The organism is Labrys sp. WJW (assembly GCF_001676615.1).
GTDB classification, from domain to species: Bacteria; Pseudomonadota; Alphaproteobacteria; order Rhizobiales; family Labraceae; genus Labrys; species Labrys sedimenti.
The window spans coordinates 70,207-83,434 of the sequence record NZ_LYXZ01000041.1; the positions used below are offsets into that span (position 1 = coordinate 70,207).

Genomic DNA, 13,228 nt, shown 5'->3' on the forward strand with positions numbered 1-13,228 from the left:
GGGTGGGACCTCGGATGGCAAGATTATTCAGATGAGGCGGAAGCGCGCCGCGTGTTTGCCTTCTCCCCTTGCGGGAGAAGGTCCCGGCAGGGGGGATGAGGGGTGTTGGCAGATACCTTGCAAGGTCGCGTTTCACCCCTCATCCGCCCCTTCGGGGCACCTTCTCCCGCAAGGGGAGAAGGGAAGTATCCCTCAGTCCCGGAACGGCAGGTTGATGCTCTCGCCGGTGAGCAGGCGCCAGCGCCGGCGGAAGATCTCCCATTCCGCCTCCTCGCGGCTGGTGAAGACAGGCTCGTCCTCATAGACGATCGGATCGCGCCGGTCGGGCGGCATGGTGGCGAGCACCCATTCCTCGAAGGGCTTGCGGCAGAACAGGATCACCTGGTTGCCGCTGGGGTCCTGGCGCATGATGTGCAGCACGCGCTGCAGGCCGGGGCTGTGGCGCCCGATCGGGCAGCGCCGGAATTCCTCGATATACTGACGGTCCGCCTGGGGATCGATCTTGTAGACCATGGCACTGCCTTCACGAACTTGATGGAACGGCCGCCGGTGCCAGCACGAAGGCCCCGAGATCGCGCATATCGGAAAAGACGAGGTCGGCGCCTGCAGGGGCATTGCCGCCGACGGTGTGGAATGCGGTCAGGAGGCCCGCGGCCTTGGCCGAGGCAAAACCCGTATGGCTGTCCTCGACGCCGAGGACATGAGCCGGCAAAGCACCAAGCCTCCGGCAGGCCGTGGCATAGGGCTCGGGATCGGGCTTGCCCTTGCCGACATCGTCGAGGCTGATCGAGAAGGCGATGAAGGGCAGGATGCCGAGTCCGGCAAGGTTGGCGTCGACCACAGGACGGCTGGAGTTGGAGACACAAGCCTGCCGGATGCCGGCATCCGCGAAACGCCGCACGAGATCGAGCACGCCTGGCAGGGGCTCCAACGTGTGGGCCCGGGCAATGTAGTAGTCGACGATCGCCTTGCCCCAGCTTGCTTCCGTGACGCCGGCCGGCATCCGGCTTTCCAGCAGACGCCAGACATCGCCCATGTGGATGCCGCGGAAGCGGTCGTCATGCAGGTCCGACATGTCGATGCCGAGATCGTGGCTGATGGCGTTGAGCGCCTCCTGGTGCAGCGGCTCGCTGTCCACCAGCGTGCCGTCGATGTCCCAGGCGATGGCCTCGATTCTCATACATCCTCCTCACGAAGCCGGCGATAGAGCCCGCGGAAGGCCCGGTATCCCGCTTCATAGACTGCCTTGTTCTGCGCATTTGGCTCGATCCGGTCGCGCAGGCTGATGAAACGCGAGACATCGGGCCATTCCGAGGCAAGCCCCGCCCCGATGGCCGCCGTCCAGGCCGCACCGAGGCAGGAACCGGGATGGCCGTTGAGACGCTGCAGGGGAACCTGCAGTACGTCGGCGACGATCTGCATCCAGACCGCGCTGTTCGAACCGCCATCCGAAACCAGGTAATTGGTGGTGGCGTGCCCCATGTCGTTCAGGGTCTCGACATGATGGCGGATAGCGTAGGCATAGGCTTCGAGCAAGGCGCGCCAGAGATGGGGAAGGCCGGTTGCCAGGCTGAGGCCCGAGAAGGAACCGCGGATGACGGGATCGTGGATCGGCGTCTTCTCGCCGAGGAAATAGGGCAGGATGTGCACGCCCTCGGCCCCGGCCGGGATGTCGGCGGCGAGCCGGTCGAGATGCTGGTGCAGGCTGAGACCTTCCTTTGCGGCCGCCTCGCGCTCGCCGCCTGCAAAGGTCGCGGCAAACCAGTTGAGCCCCGAACCGCCGGTCGACATGCAGCCATTGGGCACATAGAGCCCGGGTACCAGATGGTAGTCGAGATACATGCGCGGATCCGGCGCCACCTTGTCGGAGGCGATCAGCACGTCCGCCGAGCCGCCGAACTTCAGGAGGACGTCGCCGGGGGCCACCACGCCGGCGCACAGGGCCGAGGCGATATGATCGGCCGCCCCGCCCACCACGGGCGTACCGGCGTTGAGCCCGGTGGCTGCGGCCGCTTCTGCCGTCACCGCGCCGAGAATTTGGTGGGAGAGGCTGCGCGGCGGCACGGCGCTGCGCGGGATATGGGCAAGCGACACCAGGTCGTCGGCGATGTTCTGGGTGGCGAGATCGGTGAAACCGGCCTCCAGCGCCCAGTTCTGCTCGACCGCCTTCACCCCGGTCAGGCGCCAGTTGATGTAGTCGTAGGAGCCGAACACGGTGGCGATGCGCGCAAAGCCCTCCGGCTCGTGCTTTTCGATCCAGCGCAGCTTGGCGGTCACCAATTGCTGGTTGATGCCGTTGCCGGCCCGAGCCAGGAAGACATCCTCCGCGATCTCGGCGGCCAGCTCGGCCACCTCCTCCCCGCAGCGTCCGTCGCTCTGCTGGATGCTCGGGCGGATCAGATTGCCGTCCCCGTCCAGCAGCACCACGGCCGGGAGCATGCCGGTGACACCGACGGCCGCGATCTCACCAGGCGCGATGCCGCTCGTGGCGATCAGCTCACGGGTGATGGCGCAGGCATTCTCCCACCACTGGTTCGGATCCTCCTCCGCCCACCCCGCATGGGGCGAACGCAGCGTCACGGGGCGGGAGGTGAGGCCGAGTACCTCGCCGGGCAGGCGGATCAGGATGCCGATGGTGGAGGTCGTGCCGATGTCGAGGCCGAGGACGCAGGGCATGGAAAGTTCCGAAATATGCGTGTTCGCAGGTGGGGAGCGGGCCTTCAAAAACTGACCGAAAAGTCGCGGGAACCTCGACCCTTGTCATCACCGGGCTTGTCCCGGTGATCCAGGAGCCATGAACTCAACAAGTTGCGGCTCCCTGGATGCCCGGGACAAAGCCCGGGCATGACAAAATCGAGTTCTTCTCGGCTTGCTACGGTTTGTCCGTCCAGCTCTTCAGACCCAGCTCCATGATAGGCGGCTCTGAAGAGCCGCCCCCGATTCGGCACCCACCTCACGCCAGCGGCGCGACCTTGTCCATGAAGCGCTTCACCCGCGCCGGATCGACGGCATTCCAGGTATTGCCGTCGACCTTGAAATGGGTACCGATGATCACGCCGGAGGCCACCGACAGCACGTCGGCGACATTGTCGATGTTGACGCCGGTATTGGCGAAAACGGGCACGTCCTTGACTGTCTCGGCCACCTTCTTCAGGTCCGCCGCGGCTGCCGGCTGGCCGGTGAGCGGGCCGGAGACCAGGATGGCGTCGGCCAGGGACGAGAACACGGCGCTGCGGGCGCGCAGCTCGATCGGCCGGCTGTCCAGCGAGGACGCGAATTCGGCATTGATGTTGTAGAGCAACTTGAGGTCAGGGCGCCCGACCTCGCGGCGCAGCTTGTGGGCATCGGCCGCGTTGGGCTGCCACAACCCCATGTCGGAGGCGAACAGGCCGGTGAAGATCTCGCGGGCGAAGGAAGCGCCGGTCGCCCCCGCGATCGCCACCGAGGCGGCGGGATCCCACAGATAGTTCACGCCGAAGGGCACCTTGAGCAGCGGCTTGAGCGCGGTGACGATCGCCGTCATCGCCGCCAGGGATTCGATCGGAGCCTTGAAGCGATAGGGCCGGTCGTTCTCATTGCCGAACATCACGGCATGCACGCCATTGTCCTGCAGGTTCTCGATATCCTTGGCAGCATCGTCAATGAGCTTGTTCACGCCGCCCTTCGCGTCGAAGAGCGGGGCGCCGGGAAGCGCGCCGATATGCACCATCGCGATCACGGCCTTGCGGCGCTGGCCGAGGAAGTCGAAAACCATCGATAACTCCTGTTGAAACCTTAGGGTTCTGAGAAAGCCGGCGCGTCCTGCCCGGCGATGATGACGCGGACGCCGGCCTCTTGCAGGGGCTCGGCGAGATGTTCGGGCAAGGCGGCATCGGTGACGAGGACGTGGATCTGGCCGTAGGGGCCGACCTGCACGAGGGAGCGGTGGTCGAATTTGGAAGAATCGCACAGCACCACCACCTGGCGGGAACGCTCCATGAAGGCGCGCTTGATCTCGGCATCTTCGAGCGTGTAGTCGAAAATGCCCTGAGCGGTGATGCCCGAGACCCCCAGGAAGACGGTATCGAGCCACAGGGTCGAAAGCTGCGAGCTCGCCATCGGCCCGCATACGGAAAACTCATGGGGTCGGATCAACCCGCCGAGGGCGTAGACCGGGCTCTTGCCGCCAGCCAACAGCCCGGCCGTGCGCAGGTTGCTGCAGAACAGCCGCAGCCCGGGACGGTCGAGCAATTCGCGGGCAAAGCGATGGGTGGTGCTGCCGGTATCGATGCCGATGGTCTGCCCCGGCTGCACCAGCCTGGCCGCTGCCCGCGCGATCTTCTCCTTGGCCTCGGCCTGCCGCCGGCCACGGACTTCGAAGGCGGGCTCCTCGGCATCGAACGCCGTCTCGGGTGCCCGCGCCGTCGCCCCGCCATGATCCCGGCTGATCAGCCCGCTTTCGGCAAGGCGGTCGAGGTCGCGCCTGATCGTCATTTCCGAAACCTGAAGCTCCACCGCCGCATCGGATACGTTGATGTAGCGGCGCTGGCCGATCATCTGGATCAGCCTGTCGCGCCGCGCCGTTGCCGGGATCCGGGAAGCATTCGTCATCACGGGCGTCATCTGCATTCTCTTCGCCATGTTCAGCTGCATTCAGATTGCCCTTGTAGCGCCCACAAAGGCAGCATGCACCATGACGAAATCGAACATAATCGATCACAAGATGTAACATCTTCGATCAGGTAGCAAGCCCCATCTGCACAAGCAGTAGGAATTTTCCGTCGATAAAGACAGGCCGATCCGGCAAGGTCCGTGCTTTGGGGCGCATTGTCGCTGAAGCCCTTTCCTGATGGAGGCCATCAGCCAAAACTTGTCCACAAGGGAGGGTTTCGGCTGTCTGGTCTTTATTTGCCCTCGATCATCGCTTGAAATGACGGCCCAAGTCCGGCCACGAGTCCGCGCCTGTCCCTTCCTTTGGCTCTCACGGCAGTCCCATCTCATCGTGCCAACATTTACGCTTGTGCGATATCGCTCGATTATGTTTCAATATGTTCGAGATTCATTCGAAAGCGGGAACATATCGATGCAGGACCTGGCCGGAAAACGGGCAATCGTAACAGGCGGCGCCTCCGGCATCGGCGCGGCGATCGCCCGCCACCTGGCAGGCCTCGGCGTCAGGATCGCGGTAGCCGACCTCGACGAGACGCGCGCCTCAGGGCTGGCGAGCAGCCTCGGCCAAGGCCATCGCGGCATCGCCATCGACGTGCGCAAGCGCGATTCAGTCGAAGCGGCCTTCGCGGCGATCGCACAGGATTGGGACGGCTATGACCTCCTGATCGGCAATGCCGGCGTCTCCACCATGAACAAGGTGGTCGACCTCACCGACGAGGAATGGGACTTCAATTTCGACGTCAACATTCGCGGCATCTTCCTCACCAACCAGATCGCCGTGCGCCATTTCCTCGCAGCGGGCCGCAAGGGCACGATCGTCAACACCGCCTCTCTGGCCGGCAAGGTCGGCGCGCCGCTGCTGGCCCATTACTCGGCCAGCAAATTCGCCGTGGTCGGCTGGACTCAGGCGATCGCCCGCGAGATGGCGCCGCACGGCATCCGCGTCAACTGCGTCTGCCCTGGCTTCGTGCGCACCTCGATGCAGGAGCGCGAGATCGAGTGGGAGGCCAAGCTGCGCGGCATCACGCCGGAAGCCGTGGCCGCCGACTATATCGCACAGACCCCGCTCGGGCGCATCGAGACCCCGGAGGACATCGCCCCCCTCGTCGCCTTCCTCGCCTCGGAAGGTGCCGCCTTCATGACCGGCCAGGCCGTGAACGTCACCGGCGGCGTCTATATGGGCTGACCCTTCGTCACAGCGAGAAATGCAGCAACTCAGAGAGAATCAAGCCGGCGGCTCCGCGTAGCGCCGCCCGGTCTTCGAGGTCCCCCATGACGAGTTGGATATCGTTGCCAGGACGCCGGGGCACGAGGTCGCGCATATGAGCGGCAATCGCCTCCAGCAGGGTCGCACCGCCGCCCACCACGTCGCCGTGCAGCACGAAGAAATTCGGCGCCATTGTCTGCTGCAGATTGGCGATGCCGATGGCGATGTGACGGGCGTAGCGGTCGAGCAGGTCTGCTGCCGCCTGACTGTCCGCCGCCAATCCGGCGAGACGCCTTGCATCCATGGCCTCGGCCTCGGGCAGATCGCCTCGGCTTGCCTGACCGCGCAGCCAACCCAGGGTGGCGATCGTCTCCCAGCACCCCCTGCGCCCGCAACGGCAGGTCGCGCCGTCCACCTGGACGAAGGTGTGGCCGAGTTCCCCGCCCGCCCCGGCCGGCCCGCGATAGAGGTGACCGTCGAGGAAGATGGCACCGCCGAGCACATCCCCGGTGTAGATCACCGCGAAATTAGGCTTGCCGCGTCCGATACCGAACCAGCGATCTCCGACCAGCAAGGCGCGGGGATGGTGGTCGACCCGCACCGGCAGGCCGAAGCGGCGCGCCAGGGCCTGGCCGAGCGGGAAGCCGTCGAGCAAAGGCGCAAGATTGACCGCGACGATCGTACCCGTATCGGTGTCGATCATGCCGCCGGCCGCCACCCCGATGCCGAGCGGCGGGCGATGGGCGTGCTTCAGAACCTGGCCGAGGCAATCGAACACGATGCCGATCAGGACATCCACCGCCCCGGCATCCTCGGGAAAGGGAGCCCGGACTTCCGCGGTGATGGTGCCGTCCAGCGATACCAGGCAGCAATGCACGCCGTCATGCATGAGCAGGACCGCGCAGATCGGCGCGGCATCCTCGGCGAACCAGATCGGCCGCGCCGGCTTGCCGCCCCCTTCCTTCGAGGGCAGCGGCTCACCTTCCACCAGGATGCCCTGGTCGATCAAGGGCTGGATGATGCCGGTAATGGTAGCGCGGTTGACCCCGACATGCCTGGCCAGTTCGGCGCGGCTGGTCGGGCCGAGATCGAACAGCACCTGCAGCACGCGGCCACGATTGGCCAGGCCGATGGAACTCGAGGAAATCAGGCCCTGCCGCCGGGCTTCGGAGCGTGGCGCGTCGTCGAACAGGTCGTTCAGCGCGGCAAGGCCGCCGCGTTCGCCATCGGACGAGAACCTATCATCGGACGCCATGGCCGCCAGTCCCGTACTGAAATGCCTGCGAGGACCAATGGTCGTCGCAGGGAAATGAATTGCCCGCCAACTCTTAGTGCCAGCGCGTGGGAATGTCCCCCATCCTTTCCCGCGCATCCCGCCCAGAATCGTCAGGCTTCGCCTTGACGATATAGTTAGTTTGTGTGAGCATCAAACATATTAGAGAAACCGGTGGGATACAACCGGTCACGATGAGGGGCATTCGTCCAGGTGCCCTCAACTGGTCAGCGTTCAAGCAATCAACCGAGGCGGTAGGGGCATTGGCCTGATCCGACCTCGCAACAACAAGAACTGCCCCACCAGACCGACATCAGAGGAGAGAACGAGCATGGTTACGATACCCGAGATCTCGCGCCGCGCCTTGCTTCGCAGCACGGCCGCCTTTGCGGGAGCCGCGGCCCTGGGCCTGAATTCCGGACGTGCCTCCGCGCAGGGCAAGACCTTGCGGGTGCTGCTGGCGGGCGATCCCTTCTACTATGCCATCCAGGGCCTCGCCGACCAGTTCAAGCAGGAGACCGGCATCGAGCTGCAGATCGAGAGCATCTCGCTGGAAGCCCTGCAGGCCCGCCTCACCTCGTCCTTCATCTCCAACCAGCCGGATGCCGACGTCATCTCCGTGGACCAGATGTGGCTCGGCCAATATCTGGAGAGCCGCTGGATCCTGCCGCTCAACGACTTCATCAAGGCGGACAAGGACACAGACATCAAGGACTTCGTGCCCGAGGTCCTCTACTCCATGAACACCTGGCGCGGGCAGGTCGGCACGCTGCCGGTCGCGACCTATGGCCAGTGCGTGCTCTACCGCAAGGACTTCGTCGACGCCGCCGGCGTGAAGATCCCCGAGGACGGCTCCTGGAGCTGGAGCGACTATCTCGACATCGTCAAGAAGCTCAACGGCAAGGAATTCGACGGCAAGAAGATGGCGGGCACCGTGCTCGCCGGCCAGCAGCCGGCCCCCATCGTGCACATGTATACCCAGCTTGCCGCCAGTTCCGGCGTGCGCTGGTTCAAGCAATTCCCCACCGGCCAGTGGGATTTCACCCCAACCATCAACACGCCGGAGAATGTCGAGGCGCTCAAGCTCTTCCTCGAGCTCTACAAGAACTCCCCGCCCGAGGCGATCGGCTACAACTGGTTCGATGCCGGCATGCGCTTCGCCAAGGGCGATGTCGGCATGTTCTACTGGTGGACGCCCTATTCCTATCTCTGTCGCAAGGACGGCTACATGTCCGGCAAGGATTCGGTGGTAGCCGACAAGCTCGGCATCACCCGCCTGCCCCGCTCGCCCGGCAAGGACCAGGTGGTCTCGATCGGCGGCCACAGCCTCGGCATCCCCTCCAACACCGCCAACAAGGACGGGGCCTGGAAGTTCATCAAATGGGCGACCTCGGCCAAGACGCAGAAGGCCATGGCGCTCTACACCAAATATGGCCACCAGTTCTCGGACTTTGCCCGCCCCTCGCTCTACGAAGATGCCGAGCTCCTGAAGATCTATCCCTATCTGCCCGCCCAGATCGCCGACCTCAAGCGCGGCAACGGCAAGATCGTGCGGCCACCCTGCCCGGTCTACACCACTCTGGAGGGCATTTACGGCCTCAACCTCAACAAGGTGCTGTCGGGCGACACCGCGCCGGATGCCGCGCTGAAGGACACCGAATCCTTCTTCTCCAACATCCTGACCGGCAACTTCCTCATCCCCTACAAGCAGCCCACCTATGACGACACGCTCGACGCGACCAAGGCCCTGATCGCCTCGCTCGCGTGAGAGTGGGCACGGCCCGCCGGGTCTCCCACCGCGCGGGCCGTGCCGTTTTGTGGGTCCGACAGCGAGCAGTCCGTGCTCGCGCGGACCGAATGGATCGCGACCTGATCCTTCCCCGGCTGCGGCGAAGGTGGCATTTCGAAGAAATGACGGAAGGGGGAGAGTGGCTCGACTCCGACAGCCTGCTCGAAACAGGTTGCGCCACCTTCCCCCACCCGGCCCGGCTTCGCCGGTCCACCCTCCCCGAAACCGGGGAGGGATCAGGTCGCGCCTTGTCTGTCTTCCTAGAGACAATCGGATCGAGGGAAATGCGATGACTGCGACCGATATTTCAGCCATCCCGGCCCGGCCGAAGCGCCGGGTGCCGGCCTTTCTGCCCTATCTCTTGATCAGCCCCTCGATCGTCCTGCTGCTGGCCCTGATCGCCTTCCCGCTGCTCTTTGCGCTCAAGAACAGCTTCTATTTCTGGAACCTGCAGATGAGCCCGGTGCCGATGGGTTATATCGGCGGCGGCAATTACGAGATGGCGTTCTCGAACTCCTTCTTCCTGGGCGCCCTGTGGAACACGCTGCTGCTCACTTTGGTGGGCACCGCCATCGAGTTCTGCCTGGGCCTGGCCATCGCGCTGCTCCTGGTGAAGAAGCTGCCCGGGCTCAATCTCGCCCGTGCCTTGCTGATCATGCCCACCACCATCGCCCCGATCGTGGTCGGCTTCCTCTTCCGCTACATGTACGACCCCAATGGCGGCTTGATCCCCTGGATGCTGTCCTCGGCCGGCATCCCGCTGCCGCCGCAGGGCCTGCTCGGCTCCGGCAGCACCGCGCTCTGGGCCATCCTGTTCGCCGATATCTGGCAATGGACCCCGTTCTTCGCCATCGTGCTCTATGCCGGCCTGCTTTCGGTGCCCCCCGACATCATCGAGGCCGCCCGCCTCGACAAGACCTCGCCCTGGGCGATGCTGGTGCGCATCAAGCTGCCGCTGATCCGCAAAACGGCGCTGATCGTGGTGATGCTGCGCTTCATGCAGCTGTTCAACACCTTCGACCTGGTACTGGTGCTCACCAAGGGCGGGCCGGGATCCTCCACCCGCACGCTCGGCTACAGCCTCTACCAGCAGGGCCTCGTCGATTTCAATATCGGGCTCTCGAGCGCCATGACCTGGATGATGGTCGTCATCGTCAACGCCATCATCGGCCTGTTCGTCTTCTTTGCCTTCAAAGACCTGGACTGAGGAGGAGCCGACCATGCCCAAGGGAAAGAAACTGGCCGGCACCGCGATAAGCTATGCGCTGACGCTGCTGCTGCTCGCCTTCTTCATCGGCCCGATCCTGTGGTTCGCCCTGCTGGCGATCCGCCCCTCCGACACCTTCTTCACCATGCCGCCGGTGCTGGCCTTCAAGCCGGACTGGACCTCGCTGCACTACACTTTCGGCAATCCGGGCAACAACCTGCCCCAACTCGTCAACAGCCTGATCGTCGCCATCGGCGCGGTGCTCCTGAACCTGCCCTTCTCCCTGCCGGCGGCCTATGCGCTGTCGCGCTTCCGCATCCGCGGCCGCAAGAACATCATGCTCTGGTATCTCGGCTTGCTAATGGCGCCGCCCGTGGCCTTCCTGATCCCCTATTCGATCCTGGCAAGCTCGGTCGGCCTGAAGGGCAGCTATTTCTCCATGATCCTGATCATGCAGACGCTGACCATCCCCTTCTCGATCTGGCTGATGAAGAGCTTCATCGACGAGGTGCCGGTGGAGATCGAGGAGGCCGCGCGCGTCGACGGCGCCAAGACGCCGGCGATCGTGCTCAAGATCGTGCTGCCTTTGGTGCGGCCCGGCATCATCGTCACCTCGATGTTCGCCTTTGTCTTCGCCTGGAACAACGCCGCCTTCCCCCTCGTGCTGGCCAACCGGGCCACGGCGACCCTGCCGGTCGGCACGCTGCAATATTTCGGCACGGCCGGCGTGACCTGGGGCTTCATCGGCGCCGCCGCCCTCGCCGCCATGCTGCCGCCGATGATCATTTTCCTCGCGCTCGACCGCTATGTCGTGCGCGGCCTCACCTTCGGTTCTGTCAAAGGATAATTGTTGATGTCTACCCAGAAATCCGCCCGTTTCGGTGTCGTCGGCGCCGGCTTGTGGGGTTCCTTCCACTGCAAGACGCTGAACGCCATTCCTGGCGCCGAGCTTGCCGCGGTATGCGATCTCAACCCGGAACGCGGCGCCGAGATGCAGCGCCAGTTCGGGGCGAAGAAGGTCTATCAGGATTTCCGCGCCCTCATCGCCGATCCCGACGTCGAGGCGGTGACGGTGGCCACGCCCGATTTCGCCCATGCCGAAATCGTGCTGGCGGCCATCGAGGCCGGCAAGCATGTCATGAGCGAAAAGCCGCTGGCGACCACGCTCGCCGAAGCCGAGACGATTGCAGAGGCTGCCGCCAAAAGCGGGGTCAAGGTGATGGTGGACTTCCACAACCGCGTCAACCCGGCCGTCCACACCGCCAGGGAGACCATCGCCCAGGGCGAGATCGGCAAGCCGCTGCATGCCTCGGCCCGCCTCTCCAACACGGTCTTCGTACCCTTCGAGCTCCTGTCCTGGGCCAGCCGCTCCTCCGCTTTGTGGTTCCTCGGCAGCCATGCAGTCGATGCGCTTTGCTTCATGCTGGATGCCGATGTCGTCAAGGTGCAGGCGATGGCGCGCCGCGGCCATCTCGCCGCCCAGGGCGTCGACACCGCCGATGTCCATATCTCGCTGCTCGAATTCGACAATGGCGCCGTCGCCACGCTGGAAAACAGCTGGGTGCTGCCGCGTGACCTGCCTCTGGTCTTCGACTTCAGGGCCGAAATCGTCGGCGAGAAGGGCTCGCTGCAGCTCGACACCGCCCAGAACGGCGCCTTCCGCAAATATGCCGGTGCCGGCCTCAAGACCGCCGACCTGCTCGGCGTGACGCCGGCCGCCGGCGGGCGCATCGGCGGCTTCGTGATGGAGGCCATCGCCCGCTTCGTCGACGCCGTCACCACCGGCTCGCCGGTGTTGGCCGATGCCATCGATGGCCTCAAGGTCACGCGCGTGCTTGCGGCCATCGAACAGGCCGCCGCCAGCGGCAATGCCGTGACGCTGGCAAAGGGAGGGGTCTGATGGCGACATTGTCCTTCAAATCCGTCGGCAAACGCTTCGCGGACGGCACGCTGGCGCTCGCCAATGTCGATCTCGACATCAGGGATGGCGAGTTCCTGGTGCTGGTCGGTCCCTCGGGATGCGGCAAGTCGACCTTGCTGCGCAGCGCCGCCGGCCTGGAGGACCTGTCGCAAGGCCAGGTGCTGATCGGCGGCCGCGACGTCACCAATGCCGATCCCGGCGACCGGGACGTCGCCATGGTGTTCCAGAACTATGCGCTCTACCCGCATATGGACGTCTACGAGAACATGGCCTTCGGCCTCGGCCAGCGCAAAGTGCCGCCGGCGGTGATCAAGGAGAAGGTGGAGAAGGCCGCCCGCATCCTCGACCTCACCCATCTGCTCAAGCGCAAGCCCGGCGCCCTGTCCGGCGGCCAGCGCCAGCGCGTCGCCATGGGCCGGGCCATCGTGCGCGACCCGCAATGCTTCCTGATGGACGAGCCGCTCTCCAATCTCGACGCCAAGCTGCGCGTGCAGATGCGGGCCGAATTGAAGCTGCTCAACGCCCAGCTCGGCGTCACCACGCTCTATGTCACGCATGACCAGGTCGAGGCGATGACCATGGGCGACCGCGTCGCGGTGCTGCGCCCGGTGACGAAGGAGGGCGAGAGCAATCTCCAGCAATGCGCCCCGCCACGCGAACTCTATGAGAACCCGGTCAATCTGTTCGTCGCCGGCTTCATCGGCTCGCCGGCCATGAATTTCCTGAGCGTGCGTCTCGGCGAAGAGGCCGGCACCGCCTTTGCCGCCATTGCCGGCACCGCGCTACGCCTGCCCTTGCCGGCCGGATTGCTCCAGGCCAATGCCGGCCTCGCCGCCTTCAAGGGGCACGACGTCATCCTGGGCCTGCGGCCCGAAAGCTTCCGCCTGCCGGTTGCCGCCAGCGAGGGCCTGCCCTGCGAGGTGCTGCTCACCGAGATGACCGGTGCTGACGCCTATGTCTTCTTCGACCTGCCCGCCGCTTCGGCAGTGGCCGGGACCGGCCGCCTCGCCACCGGATCGGAGGCAGGCGCCGGCGCGGCCAACCGCATCACCGCGCGCGTCGAGCCGGCCAGGCTGCCCGAACGCGGCGAGCATATCGAGATCGGGGTCGACATGACACAGGCCCGCTTCTTCGCCCCCGACACCGGCCTGGCCCTGCGGTAGCGGCCCGGCTCGCCCACC

General features: G+C 65.1%; 12 protein-coding genes. 6 read left to right on the plus strand and 6 right to left on the minus strand.

The window, feature by feature from the left end; genetic code table 11:
* Positions 1 to 192: 192 nt before the first annotated feature.
* From BA190_RS24735 to BA190_RS24755, 5 genes are all read right to left on the minus strand, one after another.
* Positions 193 to 513 carry a hypothetical protein gene (locus BA190_RS24735; protein ID WP_068293929.1) on the minus strand — a complete coding sequence of 107 codons (321 nt, stop codon included), beginning with the start codon at positions 511 to 513 and terminating at the stop codon, positions 193 to 195.
* A gap of 10 nt (positions 514 to 523) precedes the next feature.
* Positions 524 to 1,180, minus strand: a complete 657-nt coding sequence (locus BA190_RS24740; RefSeq protein ID WP_068293932.1) for an HAD family phosphatase — start codon at positions 1,178 to 1,180, stop codon at positions 524 to 526.
* Positions 1,177 to 2,676, minus strand: coding sequence for an FGGY-family carbohydrate kinase (locus BA190_RS24745; protein ID WP_068293936.1), 1,500 nt, complete (start codon positions 2,674 to 2,676; stop codon positions 1,177 to 1,179). The genes BA190_RS24740 and BA190_RS24745 overlap by 4 nt, the downstream gene beginning before the upstream one ends.
* Before the next feature lie 277 nt (positions 2,677 to 2,953).
* A complete protein-coding gene (locus tag BA190_RS24750) occupies positions 2,954 to 3,754 on the minus strand; it encodes a BtpA/SgcQ family protein (RefSeq protein ID WP_068293937.1) in 801 nt (266 codons plus the stop codon).
* 20 nt (positions 3,755 to 3,774) lie between these two features.
* On the minus strand, positions 3,775 to 4,608 hold the full coding sequence (locus tag BA190_RS24755; protein ID WP_068294084.1) for a DeoR/GlpR family DNA-binding transcription regulator: 834 nt from the start codon (positions 4,606 to 4,608) through the stop codon (positions 3,775 to 3,777).
* Between the two features lie 454 nt (positions 4,609 to 5,062).
* On the opposite strand from BA190_RS24755, the gene BA190_RS24760 reads away from it, so the two are divergent.
* Entirely contained in the window at positions 5,063 to 5,836 is a 774-nt protein-coding gene (locus tag BA190_RS24760) for an SDR family NAD(P)-dependent oxidoreductase (protein WP_068293938.1), read from the plus strand.
* 7 nt (positions 5,837 to 5,843) lie between these two features.
* Here BA190_RS24760 and BA190_RS24765 read toward each other — a convergent pair whose 3' ends face one another.
* On the minus strand, positions 5,844 to 7,112 hold the full coding sequence (locus BA190_RS24765; protein ID WP_068293939.1) for an ROK family transcriptional regulator: 1,269 nt from the start codon (positions 7,110 to 7,112) through the stop codon (positions 5,844 to 5,846).
* A 349-nt stretch (positions 7,113 to 7,461) separates the two neighbouring features.
* Between BA190_RS24765 and BA190_RS24770 the strand changes: the two genes are divergently transcribed.
* From BA190_RS24770 to BA190_RS24790, 5 genes are all read left to right on the plus strand, one after another.
* Positions 7,462 to 8,898 (plus strand): extracellular solute-binding protein, encoded by a 1,437-nt coding sequence (locus BA190_RS24770; RefSeq protein WP_068293940.1) that lies wholly within the window; start codon positions 7,462 to 7,464, stop codon positions 8,896 to 8,898.
* Between the two features lie 310 nt (positions 8,899 to 9,208).
* Entirely contained in the window at positions 9,209 to 10,126 is a 918-nt protein-coding gene (locus tag BA190_RS24775; protein ID WP_068293941.1) for a carbohydrate ABC transporter permease, read from the plus strand.
* A gap of 13 nt (positions 10,127 to 10,139) precedes the next feature.
* Complete coding sequence (locus tag BA190_RS24780) at positions 10,140 to 10,973, plus strand: carbohydrate ABC transporter permease (protein ID WP_068293945.1); 834 nt, start codon at positions 10,140 to 10,142, stop codon at positions 10,971 to 10,973.
* A gap of 6 nt (positions 10,974 to 10,979) precedes the next feature.
* Complete coding sequence (locus BA190_RS24785) at positions 10,980 to 12,026, plus strand: Gfo/Idh/MocA family protein (RefSeq protein ID WP_068293955.1); 1,047 nt, start codon at positions 10,980 to 10,982, stop codon at positions 12,024 to 12,026.
* On the plus strand, positions 12,026 to 13,210 hold the full coding sequence (locus BA190_RS24790; RefSeq protein ID WP_068293958.1) for an ABC transporter ATP-binding protein: 1,185 nt from the start codon (positions 12,026 to 12,028) through the stop codon (positions 13,208 to 13,210). The genes BA190_RS24785 and BA190_RS24790 overlap by 1 nt, the downstream gene beginning before the upstream one ends.
* Positions 13,211 to 13,228: the final 18 nt, after the last annotated feature.

Excerpts from the sequence above, each read along its gene's own strand:
- BA190_RS24735 (WP_068293929.1), bottom strand. The coding sequence starts at position 513 with ATGGTCTACAAGATCGATCCCCAGGCGGACCGTCAGTATATCGAGGAA.
- BA190_RS24740 (WP_068293932.1), bottom strand. The coding sequence starts at position 1,180 with ATGAGAATCGAGGCCATCGCCTGGGACATCGACGGCACGCTGGTGGAC.
- BA190_RS24745 (WP_068293936.1), bottom strand. The coding sequence starts at position 2,676 with ATGCCCTGCGTCCTCGGCCTCGACATCGGCACGACCTCCACCATCGGC.
- BA190_RS24750 (WP_068293937.1), bottom strand. The coding sequence starts at position 3,754 with ATGGTTTTCGACTTCCTCGGCCAGCGCCGCAAGGCCGTGATCGCGATG.
- BA190_RS24755 (WP_068294084.1), bottom strand. The coding sequence starts at position 4,608 with ATGCAGATGACGCCCGTGATGACGAATGCTTCCCGGATCCCGGCAACG.
- BA190_RS24760 (WP_068293938.1), top strand. The coding sequence starts at position 5,063 with ATGCAGGACCTGGCCGGAAAACGGGCAATCGTAACAGGCGGCGCCTCC.
- BA190_RS24765 (WP_068293939.1), bottom strand. The coding sequence starts at position 7,112 with ATGGCGTCCGATGATAGGTTCTCGTCCGATGGCGAACGCGGCGGCCTT.
- BA190_RS24770 (WP_068293940.1), top strand. The coding sequence starts at position 7,462 with ATGGTTACGATACCCGAGATCTCGCGCCGCGCCTTGCTTCGCAGCACG.
- BA190_RS24775 (WP_068293941.1), top strand. The coding sequence starts at position 9,209 with ATGACTGCGACCGATATTTCAGCCATCCCGGCCCGGCCGAAGCGCCGG.
- BA190_RS24780 (WP_068293945.1), top strand. The coding sequence starts at position 10,140 with ATGCCCAAGGGAAAGAAACTGGCCGGCACCGCGATAAGCTATGCGCTG.
- BA190_RS24785 (WP_068293955.1), top strand. The coding sequence starts at position 10,980 with ATGTCTACCCAGAAATCCGCCCGTTTCGGTGTCGTCGGCGCCGGCTTG.
- BA190_RS24790 (WP_068293958.1), top strand. The coding sequence starts at position 12,026 with ATGGCGACATTGTCCTTCAAATCCGTCGGCAAACGCTTCGCGGACGGC.